This window comes from Oceanobacillus sp. B139/18 (assembly GCF_055524595.1).
Genome location: NZ_JBVFXI010000005.1, coordinates 242,154 through 261,566, shown reverse-complemented (window position 1 = coordinate 261,566; position 19,413 = coordinate 242,154). Strand labels below are relative to the sequence as shown.

16 protein-coding genes are annotated in these 19,413 nt (G+C 39.9%); all 16 read left to right on the top strand.

The window, feature by feature from the left end; genetic code table 11:
- Positions 1–174: 174 nt before the first annotated feature.
- The 16 genes from ACZSMY_RS16150 (at position 175) to ACZSMY_RS16075 (ending at position 19,334) form a co-directional block, all read left to right on the top strand.
- Entirely contained in the window at positions 175–942 is a 768-nt protein-coding gene (locus ACZSMY_RS16150; RefSeq protein WP_256705287.1) for an ABC transporter ATP-binding protein, read from the top strand.
- Complete coding sequence (locus tag ACZSMY_RS16145) at positions 899–2,788, top strand: ABC transporter permease (RefSeq protein ID WP_332094077.1); 1,890 nt, start codon at positions 899–901, stop codon at positions 2,786–2,788. The genes ACZSMY_RS16150 and ACZSMY_RS16145 overlap by 44 nt, the downstream gene beginning before the upstream one ends.
- 1 nt (position 2,789) lies before the next feature.
- Entirely contained in the window at positions 2,790–3,146 is a 357-nt protein-coding gene (locus ACZSMY_RS16140) for a YxeA family protein (RefSeq protein ID WP_193064471.1), read from the top strand.
- Positions 3,147–3,296: 150 nt separating this feature from the next.
- Entirely contained in the window at positions 3,297–4,286 is a 990-nt protein-coding gene (locus ACZSMY_RS16135; protein ID WP_042529080.1) for a LacI family DNA-binding transcriptional regulator, read from the top strand.
- A gap of 117 nt (positions 4,287–4,403) precedes the next feature.
- A complete protein-coding gene (locus ACZSMY_RS16130) occupies positions 4,404–5,255 on the top strand; it encodes an ROK family protein (RefSeq protein ID WP_193064472.1) in 852 nt (283 codons plus the stop codon).
- A gap of 234 nt (positions 5,256–5,489) precedes the next feature.
- Positions 5,490–6,770: an ABC transporter substrate-binding protein gene (locus ACZSMY_RS16125; RefSeq protein ID WP_465147975.1), complete on the top strand. Its 1,281-nt coding sequence runs from the start codon at positions 5,490–5,492 to the stop codon at positions 6,768–6,770.
- Positions 6,771–6,867: 97 nt separating this feature from the next.
- A complete protein-coding gene (locus ACZSMY_RS16120; RefSeq protein ID WP_193064474.1) occupies positions 6,868–7,743 on the top strand; it encodes a carbohydrate ABC transporter permease in 876 nt (291 codons plus the stop codon).
- The gene (locus ACZSMY_RS16115; protein WP_042529088.1) at positions 7,743–8,585 is read left to right on the top strand and encodes a carbohydrate ABC transporter permease; all 843 of its coding nucleotides are present in this window, start codon (positions 7,743–7,745) and stop codon (positions 8,583–8,585) included. The genes ACZSMY_RS16120 and ACZSMY_RS16115 overlap by 1 nt, the downstream gene beginning before the upstream one ends.
- A 267-nt stretch (positions 8,586–8,852) precedes the next feature.
- A complete protein-coding gene (locus tag ACZSMY_RS16110; protein ID WP_193064475.1) occupies positions 8,853–10,277 on the top strand; it encodes a glycoside hydrolase family 32 protein in 1,425 nt (474 codons plus the stop codon).
- A gap of 64 nt (positions 10,278–10,341) precedes the next feature.
- Complete coding sequence (locus ACZSMY_RS16105) at positions 10,342–11,589, top strand: oligosaccharide MFS transporter (protein WP_465147974.1); 1,248 nt, start codon at positions 10,342–10,344, stop codon at positions 11,587–11,589.
- Between the two features lie 253 nt (positions 11,590–11,842).
- Entirely contained in the window at positions 11,843–13,750 is a 1,908-nt protein-coding gene (locus ACZSMY_RS16100) for a beta-N-acetylhexosaminidase (RefSeq protein ID WP_042529093.1), read from the top strand.
- A gap of 12 nt (positions 13,751–13,762) precedes the next feature.
- On the top strand, positions 13,763–14,776 hold the full coding sequence (locus ACZSMY_RS16095) for a lactonase family protein (protein WP_042529095.1): 1,014 nt from the start codon (positions 13,763–13,765) through the stop codon (positions 14,774–14,776).
- Positions 14,777–15,043: 267 nt separating this feature from the next.
- Positions 15,044–16,660 (top strand): extracellular solute-binding protein, encoded by a 1,617-nt coding sequence (locus ACZSMY_RS16090; RefSeq protein WP_193064477.1) that lies wholly within the window; start codon positions 15,044–15,046, stop codon positions 16,658–16,660.
- A 177-nt stretch (positions 16,661–16,837) separates the two neighbouring features.
- On the top strand, positions 16,838–17,773 hold the full coding sequence (locus tag ACZSMY_RS16085; protein WP_040978049.1) for an ABC transporter permease: 936 nt from the start codon (positions 16,838–16,840) through the stop codon (positions 17,771–17,773).
- A 15-nt stretch (positions 17,774–17,788) separates the two neighbouring features.
- Complete coding sequence (locus ACZSMY_RS16080) at positions 17,789–18,685, top strand: carbohydrate ABC transporter permease (protein WP_042529099.1); 897 nt, start codon at positions 17,789–17,791, stop codon at positions 18,683–18,685.
- A gap of 34 nt (positions 18,686–18,719) precedes the next feature.
- The gene (locus ACZSMY_RS16075; RefSeq protein ID WP_042529101.1) at positions 18,720–19,334 is read left to right on the top strand and encodes a YesL family protein; all 615 of its coding nucleotides are present in this window, start codon (positions 18,720–18,722) and stop codon (positions 19,332–19,334) included.
- Positions 19,335–19,413 lie beyond the last annotated feature (79 nt).

The window sequence follows — 19,413 nt, the reverse complement described above, 5'->3', positions numbered from 1 at the left end:
TTTTCTTTTATCATTTACTAAAAAGTTGAATTATTACTATCTTAACAGGAATTCGTCAACTATGAGTGAGATTTAAACATTTTGTAAGGTTAGATTGATGGCTGTTTAAGGATGAAGGTCTATAGTAAAAATATAGAACGTTCACAGGGAATATATAAAAGAGGTGCAAAAATAATGGAGCATTTATTAAAAGTAGATGGTGTTGAAAAAATATATGGAAAAGGCGCTAATACATTTCAAGCGCTGAAAGACATATCCTTTACCATTGATCATGGTGAATTTGTCGGAGTGATGGGACCGTCAGGAGCAGGAAAATCAACGCTTCTTAATGTACTCGCAACGATCGATACACCGACAAAAGGGGATATTTATGTAGAGGCAGACAATATTGCCAAGATGAAAGAGGATAAACTGGCAGATTTTCGCCGCGATCATTTAGGTTTTATTTTTCAGGATTATAATTTATTAGATTCCTTAACGGTAAAGGAAAATATTCTGCTGCCGTTAGCGATTGCGAAACAGCCGGCGAAGGAAATTGAAGAGAAGGTAAATGCTATTTCCCGTTCGTTTGGCATCGAGGATTTATTGGATAAATATCCGTACCAAATTTCCGGGGGACAAAAGCAGCGTACTGCTTCCTGTCGTGCACTCGTGTCGAACCCGAAGCTTATTTTTGCGGATGAACCGACAGGAGCGCTTGATTCCAAGTCAGCTACCGATTTGCTGGAGAGCTTAAGCAATTTGAATGAAGCGCATGAAACAACGGTGATGATGGTAACACATGATGCTTATGCAGCAAGCTTTTGCAGACGTATTCTGTTTATAAGAGATGGAGGTCTGTCGCAGGAGCTTATTCGCGGCACGCATACACGAAAGGAATTCTTCCAGATGATTTTAGATGAATTGGCAGGAGCAGGCGGTGACGGGAATGACCTTGTTTGATTTAGCATTAAAAAATATTCGCAGAAACATGAAGAGCTATGGATTATATATTGGTTCCACGATTTTCTCGATTATTATTTATTTTACCTTTGCCATGCTGAAGCATAGTGACGATATCAGCGGATTGGCAGAGACTTCGAAACAAATGCAGGCGGTGATGAGCGCTTCCGCATTTGTACTGATGATTTTTGTGGCTATATTTATTCTGTATTCCAATTCCTTTTTTATGAAAAAAAGGAAAAAAGAAGTTGCGCTTTATTCCTTATTAGGCGTACGTAAACGATCGATTGGTTTTTTACTATTCTTTGAAAATATCGTGATTGGACTGATTGCATTAGTTATCGGGGTGGGGTTAGGCTTCTTATTGTCGCAAGCCTTACTAGCTCTATTATTAAAATTAATGGGCTTATCATTATCTGTCGGTTTTGCGTTCTCCATGCAGGCAGTGATTGAGACAGTAGTGGTCTTCTTCCTGATCTTTTTAGTTACTTCTCTGCTCGGTTATCGGGTGATTTATAAATTTAAGCTCATTGATTTATTCCATGCGGAGAAAAAAGGGGAAGCACAGCCAAAAGCACGCATCCTTTCTGCGCTGATTGGTGTACTCGCTCTAGCTGGAGCCTATTGGCTGGCGCTTCAGGATTTAATGACCTCTTCCGCCTGGCGGATTTTCGGCTTAGCGATGCCGCTGATAATCATCGGTTTAACGATTTTAGGGTCTTATCTTTTATTTAACAGTGTGCTTGTTTATGTTTTAAATCTATTGAAAAAGAGTAAGAAGTGGGCTTGGAAAGGACTTAATCTGATGACCTCCTCCCAGCTTCTTTACCGGATTCGAGGGAATGCGAAAACATTAACGATTATTGCAACGTTGAGTGCGACAACGATTACGGCAGGCGGAGCAATATTCGGGACGTATTATAATACCGAAAAAAATGTAGAACAATTTACACCCTTCTCCTTTATGTGGGAGGGAGAGGAACAGGACATCGATTCAGGTATAGTAGAAGATGCGGTCAGCTTTGAGGCGAAGGACATTACCGTAGAAGGAGAAGTATATGATCAGTCCTATTATGTCATTGACGAAGAAACGTTTATGAGGCTGACAGAAGCGCTCGGCTGGGATGTAGAAAATGTTGATTTAGCAAACGATGAAGTCATCATGGCTGATCCCTTTTATGATGAACGGTTGGAAGAGAAAGCAGAAACGGTAGAAGTAGGTAATGACGTGAAAGCGGTGGATCAGTTTTTTGAACAACCGCTGTTCAATATTCAAACTCTGCCAGGAATAACTTTAGTGATGGATGATGCGTCATTTCAAGAGCTGGACGGCGGGGAAGGCACTTATCAGGCTGTACAAACCGCTGATTATAAGGAACATTTAGAGCTTTCCAAAGAGCTGGAAGCAAAAACAGAGCATTTCTCCAGTGCTGTCCAAAGTTATCAGGATTCCATCGAATCATCGGGGGCGATGTTATTTGTCGGCAGCTTTTTGGGGCTGGTATTTTTAGTGGCTACAGGCAGCATTATCTTCTTTAAAATGATGACGGAAGCGGAAGAAGATAAGGATAAATATACCGTTCTATATAAGATCGGCGTGTCTAAAAAAGAAATGAAAAAAACCGTCCGTTATCAAGTCGGTCTTATTTTCTTAGCACCGCTGGTATTAGGTCTGATGCATGGAGCTGTTGCTTTGATGGCGTTTTCTAATTTATTAGATATGAATTTATGGGAGCCGGTTATTATTTGGATGGCTGCCTATACATTGATTTATATTTTATATTACGTGGTTACGGTTCGGGGATTTAATAAAACAATCACCCAGACCGCCGCACAGGAGGGGTAAAATGAAGAAAATAATGGCTTTAGTAATTGGTGTTGTAGTTTTATTTGTTGCTGCGGTTGTAGTGTTGATGACGGTAGACTTTAATCGGACAGGGAAGGATAATGCTTACGTTCAAATCGACGAATCAGCATATACGGAAGAAGATAAGCTGGATAATGGTGAAGTAATGAAGACGTATTGGTATGAGCAGCCGGCTTATACAGAGGATGGGGAAGAAATTCAGGTTGAATTTTCCGCCCAGAAGGAATTGCGTCAGGGAGCATATCTGATGCTCTACGTGAATAAGGATAATGAAGTTTCTTCGTATGATGAAGTAAGTGAAGCGGAATTGCCGGATGAGGTGAAGGAAGCGTTGTAGTTTAGCAGCTAACAGCCTGGTAAGGTATAAAACATTTATATCTTATCAGGCTGTTTTTGTGCAGTTTAACACCCATTCTTTACGTTGAGACAGAAAGACTATATGATTAAGAATAGATAAATGAAAGCGGGCCAAAAGGAGAAGATTTTTATGAAACCTAAGATTCAGGATGTCGCGAAAGTTGCTGGAGTATCTCCAACAACAGTTTCTCGTGTACTGAACGATAGAGGATACATCAGCAGCAAAACGAAAGAAAAGGTGTTTGCAGCGATGAAGGAAATCAATTATATACCGAATGACCTTGCACGTTCACTGTATAATAAGCGTACCTACTTGATTGGTGTTATCGTACCTTCTACTAACCATCCTTTTTTTGGTGAGCTAGTGGATAATATTGAGAGAATATGTAATGACAAAGGATATAAAGTTTTGTTATGCAACAGTTTGCAAGAGGCAGAAAAAGAAAAAAAATATTGGGACATGCTGCAGCGTAATCAAGTAGATGGGGTAATTGTTGTCACGTATAATCGCGGCTTAGTTGATAAGGAGCAGCAATTTCCTGCAGTTGTGATTGATCATTATCTATCGGAAAATATTCATGTTGTCAGCTCAGATAACTTTCAAGGCGGAGAAATGGCAACGAAAGAGTTGATAGAAGCCGGATGTGAAAATATCATTCATATTAATGGAGATGTGAATTTGGAAACACCAGCAAATGAAAGACAATACGCTTATGAAAAAGTGATGCATGATGCAGGAAGAATACCTTTAACGTATCATGTACCGAATGTTGCTTATTTAGAAAGCAATATTGATATTATAAAACAGCTTTTTAAGGAAAATCCAGATGTGGATGGTATATTTGCCAGTGATGATTTATTAGCTATTCGTACTTTACAGTATGCTGAAAGTTTGGGTTATAAAATACCTGAGGATTTAAAAATTATTGGTTATGATGGAACAGGTCTGATTCGTTCGATTTATCCTGATTTATCGACGATTATTCAGCCTACATATCAAATTGCAGAAAATGCTGTGGAAACATTGATTCAGGAGATTGATGGGAAGCCCCATGATTTGAAAGAAAAAACATTCCCGGTTTCCCTGTGGAAAGGGAAAACAACAGGTCATGTAACATGAAGAACAATATGTTTATTCCTATTTAGACGGAGAAAAAAGGATGAAATAATATCCCAATGAGAAAAATCTGCTATAATAATCAAACAATAAGAGTGATAGATAAGGAGTGTTTTCAAAATGATAGGAGCAATTGAAGCAGGTGGAACAAAGTTTGTATGTGCAGTAGGTAATCCGGACGGAACCATTTTAGATCGAACTGCTTTTCCGACAACAACACCTGAAGAAACATTAGCACGGGTGGAAGAATTTTTTTCTAAGTATTCGATTGAAAAAATGGGAGTAGGAGCTTTTGGACCAATCAATTTACGGGCAGACAGTGAAAACTATGGCGCGATTGAAAACACCCCGAAAGTTCCTTGGCGTTATTATCCTCTTTTGGAAGAATTAGAAAAACGTTTTAATATACCGGTAGCTATTAATACAGATGTTATTGCATCGAGTATGGGAGAGTATGAATACGGTATTGGAAAAGATGCCTCCAGCTGTCTTTACATAACAGTAGGTACAGGTATTGGGGCTGGGCTTGTTCAAGATGGCAAACCGTTTCAAGGAAGAAACCATTCGGAAATGGGCCATGTTATATTAAAAAAACATCCGGAAGATGATTTTGAAGGAGCATGCCCAAGCCATGGAGCCTGCTTAGAAGGATTAGCTGCAGGACCGGCAATCGAAGCGCGTTATGGACGCAAGGGAGCGGAATTAGCTGATGAGGATCATGTTTGGGAAATAGAAGCATATTACCTTGCACAGGCTATATTGGATTATTTTGTTATTCTTTCTCCAGAAAAAATTATTCTTGGCGGCGGAGTAATGAAGCAGAAAAAGCTCTATCCAATGATTCGTGAAAAATTTATGGAATTGTTGAACGGCTATATAGAAGTAGAGAATGTAGATGAGTTGATTGTAGCCCCGGGATTAGATGACGATCAAGGGGTAAAAGGCTGTATTGCATTAGCGATGAAAAAATAGATGAAAAAAAGAGATGAATCGGAGGTGGTGATTAGCCAGCCTGGGTTCATCTCTTTTTGCTATTATAGATAAATTTAAACGTAAGAGACTTGCCTGTAATAAGACATTAACAATATGCCATAAGCTTGTAAAAATTTTAAAAAGTATATGACAACCGGTTGACATATGAAACCGGTTGTCATATAATCTTTTGTAAGCAGTTACAATAAACTGAAAATGAAAAGGGGATTAGTGATGAAAAAGTTATCTGTACTTGTCGGTGTCGTGTGTGCAGTTTTGTTCTTAGCAGCTTGTGGCAATGGAGGAAGCTCTGAAGCAAATGATAATGAGATAGTTGTTTGGTTCCATACTTCATTAGAAACGCCTGAAGGAGAAGCAATGCAAAATACAATTGACCGTTTCAATGAAGAATATGAAGGAGAATATACAGCAACAGCAGAATTTGTTCCCCGCAGCGGAAGTGGTGGAGGATATGAAGATAAAATTAATGCAGCATTAACAACAGATACTTTACCCGATGTCTTAACATTAGATGGTCCGAATACAGCAGCATATGCAGAATCTGGAATTATTGCTCCAGTCGATGAATATCTCACCAACAAAGATGATTTACTGCCGAGCATTATTGAACAAGGTACGTACGATGACCAGATGTATGGAGTCGGCTTTTCAGAATCTGGAGTAGGTATTTTCTATAATAAGCAAATGTTTGAACAAGCGGGAATAGACTTGGAAACGTTGCCGACAGTGGACGAGCCGTGGGATTGGGATCAATTCATAGAACTGAATGAAACATTGCATAATGAATTTGACAAGCCAGTTATTGATATGGGATTCGACGATAAGAGCGAATGGTTAATGTACGCATTTACTCCTTTCTTATGGTCGCAAGGTGGAGATGTCGTTTCTGAAGACGGCACAACAGCTGAAGGCGTTTTAAACGACGAGAATGGCGTCAAAGCGTTCACATTTATCCAGGATATGGTGAAAAATGGTTACAGTACGATTACACCGGTGGAAAAAGGGTTCCATACTGGAGAATACGCAATGAAGCTTGGCGGCTCATGGACAATTGCAGAGCTTGAAGAATATCCAGATATTGAATACGGTGTGATGCCATATCCAACGTCTCCAGATACAGGTGAACTTGTATCACCATCAGGAAGCTGGCAATATGCAATGTCTGCTTCTTCTGAAAAACAGGAAGCAGCAGGAGCATTAATTGATTTTATGGTATCTACGGAATCATTATCAGAGATGTCATTAGCAAATAGTGTTCTGCCGGCATCTTACTCGGCAATTGATGAAATTACAGATGAAGTAAGTGATGAAATGAATGTTTTAATTGAACAGAACGCAGCGTCTGCACAAGCTCGTCCGCTTCTGCCTAATTACCCGCAAGTAAGCCGTATTTTTCAGGATACAATAAGCGACACAACTTATTATGAAGAAAATAGTGACATTCAAGCGTTGCTTGATGACAAGGCAGCACAAATTCAGAGTGCATTAGATTAATCTAGAAAATTACAGGAAGAACGTTAGACCGAATTATATTAAGAATATTTCAGCTTAGTATTTTACTAAGCTGAAATATTTAAAAGGGGTTTAGGAAATGAATATTAAAAAGAAGGAGAATTTAGCAGCTTATATTTTTTTAGCGCCAGCATTAATATTACTAGGGCTATTTCTAGTTTATCCATCGTTATTAGCAATCTATTATTCATTTACAGATTACTATTTATTAACACCAAATGATATTAATTTTGTTTGGCTTGAAAATTTTATAGCAATCTTTAAAGATCCTGTTTTCATACAAAGTTTAAAGAACATTGCCTTATTTGTAGTACTTGTTATTCCAATTCAAGTTGGGGCAGCACTTGGCCTGGCTTTATTGATTAACAAACAGCGTAAAGGAAATATCTTCTTTAAAGTTGCTTTCTTCTCGCCAGTTGTTTTGTCGCTCGTTGTTATTTCTGTCCTTTGGTTATATTTATTAAATCCTTCAGAAGGTTTGATTAATAATATACTTCTTAATGTAGGAATAGATCCGCAACCATTTTTAAGCAGTCCGACCCAAGCTATGGTTACTATTGTATTCGTATCTGCTTGGCAGGGGGCTGGTTATCAAATGCTTATTTTTTTAGCGGGGCTTCAGAATATTCCTGGAGAGGTATATGAAGCAGGAAAAATAGATGGAGTGAATAAATGGCAGAAATTCTACTACATTACATTGCCTTTATTAAAGCCTACATCTATATTGATTATGATTACGACATTAATATCTGCCTTTAAGCTGATTATACAGCCGATGGTCATGACACAAGGCGGACCAATGAATGCAACCATGACGCCTGTTTACTATATCTATCAATCTGGTTTCTCTGATCGGATGATAGGTTACGCCAGTGCGATGACTGTTATCTTTGGGATTGTAATCGGAATTGTTACTCTTATCCAAAGCAGAGTTTCAAGGGAGGACGATAACTAATGAAAAAACCAATTAGAAGAATTATCGAATATACAGTACTTATATTAATCGCATGTATCTTTGTATTTCCTTTAATTTGGATGATTGTCTCCTCATTGAAGCCTGAAGCCAGTATCTATACAGATATGAACGGAATTAAAGCATTGCTCCCGTCGCTTAATCCATCTGATTGGCTGCAGTCTTATAAAGAACTATTTAACCGATTCGATATTGTACAATATATTTTTAACAGTGTTATTTATGCAGTAGTGATTACAGGCGGATCCATTGTTGTCAATGCTATGGCTGGATATGCTTTTGCCCGGTTCCATTTCCGGGGAAAGAAAATTCTTTTTGCATTAATGCTTGCACTGTTGATTGTACCAGTGGAAACGATTATTATTACACAGTTTACCGTAGCTCATAGTTTAGGAATTTTAAATACACGGTTAGCAGTAATCCTGCCGTTAATTGCAAATATATTCTTTATCTACTTATTTAGGAATTTCTTTAAAGCGGTGCCTGAAGAGGTTATTGAATCTGTTAAGATTGATGGGGGAAACAACTGGACCATTTTTTGGAGAATTGTGCTGCCTATGTCCAAACCAGCCATTGCAACAGTTGGTACACTTTCTTTTATCGCCAGCTGGAATGACTATTTATGGCCATTGATGGTCTTGACAGATACGTCGAAATTCCCGTTACAAGTAGCAATAACAAATATTAATACAACCGAACCGGTTTTTACGAATCAGGTTATGTCGATTTTAACGATATCTACGATTCCGTTAATCATTGTATATATTCTGGCGCAAAAATATATTCTGCAGGGTCTTGGCGGGTCTGGAACAGGAATTAAATAATAGAAATAACTGGAATAAACGTTTGCTAATGAATTCATTCAAACTATGTGAAATCCAGCTTTTATAACTGGATTTCACATAGTTATGCCAGTTAAATTGTTCTTTTTTAGAGATATTTTACATTATAAGTTTTAAATCAAAGATATTTATGAATATAATGTCAACCGGTTGACATTATATTCAAAGTATAAGTTAATACTACATAGAACAACAAATATTATTTCACAGTTTCATAAGAATAACATTTCTAAAGAGAGGGAGATTTACATGCTATATCAAGAAAAACATCGTCCGCAATTACATTTCACACCAAAGGAAAATTGGATGAATGACCCAAATGGCCTCGTTTATTACGAAGAAGAGTATCATTTATTTTACCAGTACAATCCACATGGCAATGACCACGCAAATATGAACTGGGGACATGCAACAAGTACAGACCTGTATCATTGGGAAGAGCATGGGGTTGCGTTAGCACCAGATGAATTGGGAACGATTTTCTCAGGCTCTGCAGTCGTAGATAAAAATAATACGAGTGGTTTGTTTGAAAGCGATGCCGGCGGATTAGTCGCCATCTTCACACATGATGGTGCAAGTCAGCAGCAAAGTATCGCTTACAGTGAGGACAAGGGAAGAACGTGGATAAAGTATGAAGGGAACCCAGTTATTCCAAACACAGAAATAAAAGATTTTCGTGATCCAAAGGTTTCCTGGCATGAAGAAAGCAAGCAATGGGTCATGGTATTGGCTTGTGGGGACCATATCCAGTTTTATGGCTCGCCAAATCTAATTGATTGGACCTATCTATCTTCATTTGGAAAAGAATATCCTTCCTATATCGGTGTCTGGGAGTGTCCGGACCTGCTTTATTTACCAGTAGAGAACAGTTCTAAAAAAGAATGGATACTTATTGTAAGCATCAATGCAGACGGGCCTAACGGCGGTTCCGCAGTGTATTATTTTACTGGAAGTTTTGATGGGAAAGAATTTCACCCGAATGAAACACCGCAAGATGAACTGAAATGGGCAGATGCAGGAAAAGATTTTTATGCAGCTGTCAGCTGGGACAATACAGAGGATACTTACTGGGTCGGCTGGATGAATAACTGGCAGTATGCGGGAGTTGTCCCGGTCTCGCCATGGCGCAGCGCAATGAGTCTGGCGCGGAAGCTTTCCTTATTTGAAAAAGATGGAAGTCTCTTATTAAAGCAAGAGGCCATCACCGCAGATAATAGCAGGGAAGAGGTTTCTTATAAAGATGAAACTGTTCATCCTGGTAAGCCGGAAAGCTACGAAATTAGTGATACTGCTCAAGTAGATTTGCAGGTTTCAACAGCATCAGCTAGTACGAAGTGGAGCGTGCAATTAGTTACAGATCAAGATGAAGCGTTCCGATTAGAATTAGACTATAAAGAAGATGCTTATACATTCTATCGTACGGATGGGCTGGTTGACTTTTCAGCAGATTTTCCGAAAGAAATAAAAGGCAGTTTACATGGAATGGATGTTCAGAATCTGAAAGTAATTATTGACAGATCATCTGCAGAAATCTTTTTAAATGATGGTTTAACTGTATCAACAAACTTGATTTATCCAGAAGGAACAGTAACAAAGCTGGAAATTTCTACAGTAAATGAAACGCTGCAATTAGACACTGTCACATGGACAAAGCTGCATTCTATTTGGAAATAAACATAACTGAATGGAGGAGTAAGAAAAGCTCCTCCTTGCTTTACAAAGAAAGGATTTAATAAATATGGATTTTTTAAAAAATAGTAAATATTGGATCTCATCTGGCTATCTATTTTTCTTCTTTATCACATGGTCTATCTGGTGGTCTTTCTATGCGATTTGGTTGAATAACAGTCTTGGACTAACAGGAGCACAAGTCGGAACAATCTACTCGTTTAACTCATTCTTTTCTTTATTCTTCATGATTCTTTATGGATATATGCAGGATAAATTGGGGACGAAGAAAAATCTTGTCTGGATACAGAGTGTGGTACTTGTTCTTATTGCACCATTTGTTATTTATGTCTATGAGCCATTACTTTTGAATAATTTTTACTTAGGAGCAGCTTTGGGTGCTATTTATTTAGGCGCAGGGTTTATAGCAGGCGCAGGATTTTTGGAATCCTTTACAGAAAAACTCAGCCGTAAATACGATTTTGAATTTGGTAAAGCACGGATGTGGGGTTCATTAGGCTACGCTGTTTCTGCTATTGGCGCAGGGGCATTAATGAGTATTAATCCACATATTAATTTCTGGATTGCATCGGGAACAGGAATTATCTTTCTTTTGATTAATGTGTTTTTTAAAGTGGAGGTTACGAAAACAGAAGAAAAAAGTGTCTCCAATATATCAATGAAAGATATTCGCTTTTTAGTTTCAAATAAAGTATTTTGGTTTTTAATTATTTATCTGTTTGGAACCGTATGTATTTATACGGTATATGATCAGCAGCTTTTCCCAGTTTACTTTGTAAGCCTATTCTCCGGGGCAGGTACGGATGGGAACACCGTTTACGGAATTCTGAACTCTATACAAGTATTTGTCGAAGCGATTTTCTTATTCCTGGCACCATTTATTGTGAACAAAGTCGGAATTAAGCGCTCGCTTGTATTGGCAGGAAGTATCATGGCTTTTCGTATCATTGGTTCTGCCATGGTAACAGGCGGATTTGGTATTTCATTCATGAAAATGCTTCACGCAGTGGAATTACCGATTTTATTGATTGCGGTATTTAAATATATTGCTGCAAACTTCGATGTGCGGTTATCTGCAACGGTTTATCTCATCGGCTTTAAGGTCTCCAGTGAAATTGGGGTTATCATTTTCTCTGCATTAGTCGGCTGGATTTATGATTTGACTAACTACGAAACGACCTTCTATATATTAGGCTCCATTGTAGTATTATTTGTTATCTTCTCGATTTTTGCATTGAATAACAATGATAAAGAACAAAAATTAGATGAGCATGAATTTGCGATGGCAAAGGAATAAATAAAGAGCAATGAGCTGTGTTGAAATACATATAGTTCATTGCTTTTTCTGATGCTGTAAAAAATAGATAAGAAAAATGTTGTTGAAAAAGAAGGAGTTTCCAAAAAAAAGTCGAAATTAACTACTTGAAAGGGTTTTCAAAACAATAAATTAGAATGCTGCTGTTCTCTTTAAAAGAGATTTGTTATCAAATAATACATTATAACGTTATGATTTAAAGGGGAACAGCATAGATATGAAGGGGTGATGATAAATGGAAATTTCAATTAAAGGGGATGCAGTGAGCTTACACGCAGGAATTGTAGAATTGCAGGAGGTCTATGCATTCCGTCTTGCAGAACAGGGCGGCATTGTACTGACCGGGAGGCAGGATGAGCGTATCAACGGGTTAATAATAACTTTTGATGAAGGGGGCGGCACGGTTACCTACCATGAGCCATGCCATTTTTTCAGAGCGCTTGGCTTGATTTTAGAACAGTGGAATAAGGGAAATAAACAAATCCATATTCAAGAGACGATGCAATTCTCCAGTGTAGGGCCTATGTTTGATTTATCGCGTAATATGACGATGAAGCTGTCTACGCTAAAGGACTTCATCCGGAAATTAGCGGTGATGGGACATAATACGGCAATGCTGTACATGGAGGACACGTATGAAGTAGACGGAGAGCCTTATTTTGGTTATATGCGCGGGCGTTATAGTGAACAAGAGCTGCGGGAACTGGATAATTATGCAAATCTATTTGGTATCGAGCTGATTCCTTGTATCCAGACGTTGGCGCATTTAGAGGAATTTCTGAAATGGGATGCGGCTTATACCTATAAGGATACGCGGGGTGCGCTGTTATTAGAGAGTAATGCTACGTATGATTTGCTGGACCGGATGATTGCTTCTGCAACCAGGCCCTTCCGTAGCAATCGCATTCATATTGGTATGGACGAAGCGGAAGAGGTGGGACGAGGCAGATATTTAAATATCCATGGTTTCAAGGATCGTTTTGAACTGATGAAAGCACATCTGGATAAAATCGTGGAAATAACGGATAAGTATCAGCTGCGTGTGGTGATGTGGAGCGATATGTTTTTAAAGCTGGCTTCCGAAACGGGGGACAGCTATGACAAAACCACAGATTTACCAGAGTATATCGTGAATCAGCTGCCAGATAACGTGCAGTATATGTATTGGCAGTATGCTCAAGCAGATAGGGAGCATTATCAGCGGATGCTGCAGCAATTAAAACGGTTTGGCAGTACACCGGCATTTGCAGGGGGAATGTGGGTGTGGAATACCTTTGCCCCGAATTATCAAATCTCTCTGACTGCAAGTGAGCCGGCACTTGCTGTCTGCAAGGAGGAAGGTGTAGGCGATGTATTTGTAACGCTTTGGGGAGACGATGGCTATGAGAGCAATGTGTACCATGCACTTTATGGACTGCAATTCTATGCTGAGCATGCGTATCATACCGAAATCGATATAACCCGTGTGAAGGAACGTACGTTATTTTGTACAGGTATGGATCCAGAAGCGCTTTTGGCCTTGAATAAAATGGATCAGCCGCCAGGGGTAGACGAAGGGAACACCTTACAGACGAACCCTTCTAAATTCCTGCTATGGCAGGATGTGCTGCTGGGATTATTTGATAAACATGTCGAAAAAAATCCTGTCGGAAATTTCTATAAGAAGCTGGCGGAGGAAATCCAGCAGTATAACCAGCAGGCGTCAGAGCGCTTTTTTGATGTGCCGGAGAAGCTGTGTTGGGTCTTAGCTAAAAAAGGGGATATCGGTGTCGAACTGAAAGCAGCTTATGATGCAGGGAATCAGGAAAAGCTGCAGGAAATTGCCCGACAGGTTATCCCGGAAGTGACAGGGCGTGTGAAGGAATTGCATGCTGCGCATCGGAAGCAGTGGCTGTCGTTGAATAAACCTTTTGGGTGGGAAGTAATAGATATTCGTTATGGAGGATTATTACAGCGTTTAGATACTGCCCGCTTAAGAATCGAGGAGTATGTAAGAGGAGATTTAGAGGCAATCGATGAACTGGAGCAGGAGCGGTTATATTTCTCTCCGAATGTGGAGGAGTCCAGCGGTTTGGGCTGGTGCAGCTACTATTATCGGATGGCTTCCCCTAACGTATTTTTTCATGTATTGCCAATTTATTAAGGAGGATGCCTCATGGATAAACGGAATACAGAAGTACTTGTCGGCTGCTATGGAGAAGTAGATTTGGCATGTATTCATTGGTTGAATATACATGCTGAATCAGGTGAAGTGACACCTCTGGGGGAACAAGCCGGAATTGCTAATCCATCCTTTTTAGTGAAGCATCCGGTGAAAAACCGTGTGTATGCCATCAGTGAAGCAGCGGATGGAGAGGTAGTTTGCTATGAACTGGACTATGAAGCCCATCGTCTGAAGGAAAGAAGGCGTTTGCCGACACATGGCGGTCCGTGCTACGCGGAGGTGAGTGCCTGCGGAAAGTATTTATTTATCAGTAATTATTCGAATGCAGGTGTTGTTGTTTTTGCACTGGATGATAACGGAGATCTGCAGGAAGAAGCAGAGCATATTGCTTTTGTCTCTGAAAACAGGCAGGCTTCCCGTATCCATACCGTTCGGCAAATTCCAGAAACGTCCCTTTTCCTGCTGACGGATATTGGTAAAAGCAACATCTATCTGTATCAATGGGATGAAGAGCGGAGGAGTTTACTTCCCTTTCAAAGCTTGACAGTCCCGGAAAAAGCAGGACCGAGGCATGTAGCTTTTCACCCGGAGAAGCCAATCGTATATGTGGTCAATGAATACAAATCCACCGTATCTGTCTATCAATATGCGGTTCCGTCGGACTCTTTACAGTGCATTCAAACGGTGGAAACAGTTCGTGAAATAAGAAATTATGGAGCAGAAATTCAATTTTTGGATGGCAAGGTGATTACCTCTAATCGGGGATCAGATACATTGAGTCTTTTTAAAGTAACTGAAAATGGGTCATTGGAAAAGGAAGGCTCTATTTCTGCAGGCGGCGAATGGCCAAGACATTTTTGTAGTAACCAATGGGTAGATAATCAATTATTTGTTTGTCACCAGCACAGTAACAACCTGGCTGTTTTCAAACAAATGAATGGTACCTATTCCATGATAGATAATACATTTTCTATACAGTCTCCAGTTTGTATTGTTGCTTTATAGCATTTTGAATCCATTCTAAAAGAACAAATTGGTGAGAAAATAAGCCATCCGACAAATAAAGACAAAATATTTATATTAATCATTATAATGTTATGTTGACGTTTCAGGATAATAGTGGTACTATTTTGAATAAGCAAAATAATCCGTATGACATCTTAGACATTATTTGATTAAAGGGGGAAGGAACTAAATTAAAAAATGAAGATGGCAGTTGTTTGTTAGAAAAAGTTTGTTTTACATTTTTACCTACTTAAAAGGGGGTTCATTATGTTAAAGAAATGGTTTTTCTTCATCGCAACACTTGTTTTTGTAAGCGCTTTATATGCGTGCAGCAGCGGAGATGACGGTGATAGTAAGGAAGGCGAAGCAGCGGGCGGCGATAATGTCAATGCGACAGGGTTTCCAATCGTAGAAGAGGAATTAGAGCTCACTATCTTTGCGAACAAGCCCGCACAAAATGAAGGCAATGACTGGAATGATATTTTAATCTGGAATACGTACAGAGATTTAACAAACATTAATGTGAATTGGAATTCCGTAAGCCCGGATGCTCTGGAGGAGAATAGAAACCTGGCATTGGGCAGTGGTGACCTGCCAGATGCATTCTTCCTTGCAGAGCTGTCAAATACGGATTTATTACGATACGGTTCCCAAGGGGCGTTCCTGCCATTAAATGATTTGATTGATGAATATGCACCAAATTTAAAAGCTTTAATGGAGAATGACCCAACAATTGAAAAAGCAATTACTTTCCCTGATGGTAATATCTACTCCATGCCATCGCTCATTGAAGATGATTTTCTCTCTTTACGGCTCAGTGCAAGACCTTGGGTGAATGAGGATTGGCTGAATGAGCTGGATATGGATATTCCGGAAACGACAGGAGATTTTTATGAATATTTAAAGGCAGTAAAAGAACTTGATCCAGTAGGAAATGGGGATACGATTCCTTATGGAGGTACAGACATTGCGGAGCTTGTTCAATGGCTGTCTGGATCGTTCGGCGTAATGAACCATGGTGCCTCCAACACAAACTTGGATTTAGATCCGAATGATGACTCGAAGGTGCGCTACTATGCAACCGCTGATGAATATAGAGAGATGCTGGAATACATCCATATGCTGTACGAAGAAGGATTAATTGATCAAAGCATTTTTACCATTGAATGGGGCCAGTTCCTTGCCAATGCATCGGATAATCTATATGGAAGTATGATTTTCTATGATCCAATTGAATTATTCGGGGAAGAGATTGGCTCGCAATATAATAGTTTAGCAGCTTTAGAAGGTCCAGACGGGCATCAGTCTTATAATAAACTTTCATCCTCTGTATGGACTCCAGATAACCTGGTGATTACCAGTGAAAACCCGAACCCGGCTGCAACGGTCCGCTGGATGGATCATTTCTATGGAGATGAAGGTGCAGAGCTTTACTATATGGGTGTAGAAGGAGAAACATTTGAAATAGAAGATGGAGAAGCCGTTTATAGTGATCATATTTTGAATCCGGAGGGTGATATGACATTTGAACAGGCGATTGCCCAGGATTTAACCTGGCTTGGTTCCATCAGCGGAATTATTAAAGCAGATTACTTCCAAGGAGGAGAAACCGCACCGCAATCAATGGAAGCAGCTGAAAAAATTGAGCCGCAAGTCATTGATGAGGTATGGCCGAGGTTTACTTTCACAGAAGAGGAAAACCGTATTCTGCAATCAACAGGTGAGGACATTAATAAGTATGTAGAAGAAATGCGCGACAAGTTTATTACAGGTGATGAAGATTTAGATAACTGGGATAGCTATATCCAAACGATCGAGCAAATGGGAATGGAAGAATTGCAGGAGGTTTACCAGGCTGCATATGACCGCTATCAATCTAATTAAAGCAGAGGTTTAAAAAGGTTCATTCACATCGAGAGGGCAGTAGATCTCATGCCCTCTCTTTTTTTACAAGTGGGTACATCATGAGATGGATTACATAAGAAACAAGAATGGATTTTCGCTGCTGCTGTGTTTCATTTAGCAGGGAAATTCCATAGAAAAAAGGGGGATAACGGAAAGATGGCAAAAAATCAATCCATACAAAAGGGTAGAGGAGCCGTTATCAAAAAGAATTTTCTGCGCAACTGGCAGTTATACCTTTTCATGATGCCAGTCTTTTTGTACTTTTTTATATTTCATTATATACCAATGTACGGTGTGCAGATTGCCTTTAAGGATTATTTTGCAACACTTGGCATTTGGGGAAGCGAATGGGTCGGGTTTGAGCATTTTGAACGTTTCTTCAGCTCCTATTATTTTTGGAGACTGCTCAAAAACACCATTATTTTAAACCTGTATATGCTGGTCTTGTTCCCATTGCCGATTATTTTAGCGTTAGCATTTAATGAGCTCCGAAATGGTGCATTTAAAAAATGGACACAGACGCTGACCTATGCACCGCATTTTATATCGGTTGTCGTTGTTGTCGGGATGCTGGTAGCTTTTCTGGACCCGAATACAGGCTTGATAAATCACTTATTACGTGCGCTTGGAATGGATACGATTCCGTTTTTGACCAGTCCAGACTGGTTCCGCCATATCTTTGTATGGTCCGGTCAATGGCAGACGCTGGGATGGAGCACGATTATTTACCTTGCTGCACTGGCAGGCGTGAACCCGGAATTACATGAGGCGGCTAAAGTAGATGGTGCGACACGGATGCAGCGGATTACAAGGATTAATATTCCAAGTATTATGCCGACAATCGTTATCTTGTTTATTTTGAATATCGGTAATTTCATGCAAATCGGGTTTGAAAAGGTACTCTTAATGCAGAATACGCTGAATTCAGAGACGTCGGACGTTATTCAAACCTTTGTATATGAGACAGGGATATTGGAAGGACAATACAGCTTTGCTGCCGCTGTCGGGTTATTTGAGTCAGCTATTAATATCGTGCTTTTGATTACTGTGAACCAAATTGCACGGAAAGTTAGCGAGAACAGCCTATGGTAAGGAGGGAGATGCGTGATGTCCAGGTTCAGTTTGTCGGATAAAGCCTTTGACCGGCTTAATTTAATATTTGTTTTGCTTGTGACGTTAATCATTATTTATCCGCTGATATTTGTGATTAGTGCGTCCATCAGTGATCCTCATGCTGTAAACACAGGGAAGATGTGGCTATGGCCGGTAGATTTGACGTTTGAGGGTTTCCAGCGTGTATTTCAGAATGATGCGATTTGGACAGGATACAAAAACACCATTCTATATACAGCAGTCGGCGTCATTATTCACTTGTTTGTCCTCCTGCCGGCATCGTATGCGTTATCGCGGAAAGAATTAATGGGCAAAAAAGCCTGGCTTTGGTTTATCTTATTTACGATGCTATTCAATGGCGGATTAATTCCTACGTATTTGGTCGTCCGCAATCTGCAGATGCTGGATACGATGTGGGCGATTGTGATTCCCGGAGTAGTCGGTGCCTGGTCGATTCTCGTAGCGCGGACCTTTTTTCAGCAGACGATTCCCGATCAGCTGGTGGAAGCAGCTAAAATCGATGGAGCCAGTGATATTTATTTATTTTTTAAAGTCGTCTTGCCGTTATCGATGCCAATCATTGCTGTTATGGCATTATTTCACGGCGTTGCGTTATGGAATCAATATTTCAATGCGCTGATTTATTTGCGGAGTGAAGATAAATTTCCGCTCCAACTTATCTTACGGCAAATTCTCATCCTGAATGAAGTGAGTGCAGACAGTGCGTCCAGTGCTGCCGGAAGCGCGCAGTCCTTTGCAGATCAAATAAAGACAGCTTCCCTTGTGAAATATGCGGTGATTATCGTATCTGCACTGCCGCTGCTGATTGTTTACCCGTTCCTGCAGCGTTTCTTTGTAAAAGGAGTATTGATAGGGTCTGTGAAGGAATAACAGTACACATACACAAAGGAAAGGAGAGGTAATGATGGCAGAAGTAGCTCGCGGATATTATAGCGTTGCGATTTGGATAACACGTTTTGCTTATCTGAATATATTATGGATTCTATTTACGATGGCAGGTCTTCTTTTCTTTGGAGTTATGCCTGCAACGGTCGCGATGTTCGCTGTTGTCCGCAAGTGGCAGCGGGGCGAGGAGGAAGTTCGGATGTTTGCAGTATTCTGGGAAATCTACCGGCAGGAATTTTGGAAAGCGAACGGTCTTGGTATTATATTGTTCGCGCTTGGCTACTTGTTTTCGGTACAATTTCAAATACTTGGTGCACAAAGCGCCTTAGTCTATCAAATGGCCCAATTTTCCGTTGTGATCGCCTTTGCGCTGCTGGCTGTATTCTTGGTTTATTTATTTCCGGTCTATGTCCATTTTAAGCTGCGTACCATACAGTACTTAAAATGGCCGCTAATTATTGCGATTGTTCATCCGATACTCACGGTATTTTTACTGGTTTGTATTGGTGCAGGCGGTTATTTAATATTTCAAGCATTTCCGGCAGTGCTTTTCTTTTTCGGAGGCAGCCTTTCCGCTTACTTGATTACGTGGGGGGTGTCTAAAACATTTGCAAAGTATGAAGCGGCAGTCTAGAAATAATAAAATAGATAAAACGAAGCGTCATGAAGCGGGAGTTTTACAGGCGGTTTTCCGTGATAAAAGAAAAGCATGG

Excerpts from the sequence above, each read along its gene's own strand:
- ACZSMY_RS16150 (WP_256705287.1), top strand. The coding sequence starts at position 175 with ATGGAGCATTTATTAAAAGTAGATGGTGTTGAAAAAATATATGGAAAA.
- ACZSMY_RS16145 (WP_332094077.1), top strand. The coding sequence starts at position 899 with ATGAATTGGCAGGAGCAGGCGGTGACGGGAATGACCTTGTTTGATTTA.
- ACZSMY_RS16140 (WP_193064471.1), top strand. The coding sequence starts at position 2,790 with ATGAAGAAAATAATGGCTTTAGTAATTGGTGTTGTAGTTTTATTTGTT.
- ACZSMY_RS16135 (WP_042529080.1), top strand. The coding sequence starts at position 3,297 with ATGAAACCTAAGATTCAGGATGTCGCGAAAGTTGCTGGAGTATCTCCA.
- ACZSMY_RS16130 (WP_193064472.1), top strand. The coding sequence starts at position 4,404 with ATGATAGGAGCAATTGAAGCAGGTGGAACAAAGTTTGTATGTGCAGTA.
- ACZSMY_RS16125 (WP_465147975.1), top strand. The coding sequence starts at position 5,490 with ATGAAAAAGTTATCTGTACTTGTCGGTGTCGTGTGTGCAGTTTTGTTC.
- ACZSMY_RS16120 (WP_193064474.1), top strand. The coding sequence starts at position 6,868 with ATGAATATTAAAAAGAAGGAGAATTTAGCAGCTTATATTTTTTTAGCG.
- ACZSMY_RS16115 (WP_042529088.1), top strand. The coding sequence starts at position 7,743 with ATGAAAAAACCAATTAGAAGAATTATCGAATATACAGTACTTATATTA.
- ACZSMY_RS16110 (WP_193064475.1), top strand. The coding sequence starts at position 8,853 with ATGCTATATCAAGAAAAACATCGTCCGCAATTACATTTCACACCAAAG.
- ACZSMY_RS16105 (WP_465147974.1), top strand. The coding sequence starts at position 10,342 with ATGGATTTTTTAAAAAATAGTAAATATTGGATCTCATCTGGCTATCTA.
- ACZSMY_RS16100 (WP_042529093.1), top strand. The coding sequence starts at position 11,843 with ATGGAAATTTCAATTAAAGGGGATGCAGTGAGCTTACACGCAGGAATT.
- ACZSMY_RS16095 (WP_042529095.1), top strand. The coding sequence starts at position 13,763 with ATGGATAAACGGAATACAGAAGTACTTGTCGGCTGCTATGGAGAAGTA.
- ACZSMY_RS16090 (WP_193064477.1), top strand. The coding sequence starts at position 15,044 with ATGTTAAAGAAATGGTTTTTCTTCATCGCAACACTTGTTTTTGTAAGC.
- ACZSMY_RS16085 (WP_040978049.1), top strand. The coding sequence starts at position 16,838 with ATGGCAAAAAATCAATCCATACAAAAGGGTAGAGGAGCCGTTATCAAA.
- ACZSMY_RS16080 (WP_042529099.1), top strand. The coding sequence starts at position 17,789 with ATGTCCAGGTTCAGTTTGTCGGATAAAGCCTTTGACCGGCTTAATTTA.
- ACZSMY_RS16075 (WP_042529101.1), top strand. The coding sequence starts at position 18,720 with ATGGCAGAAGTAGCTCGCGGATATTATAGCGTTGCGATTTGGATAACA.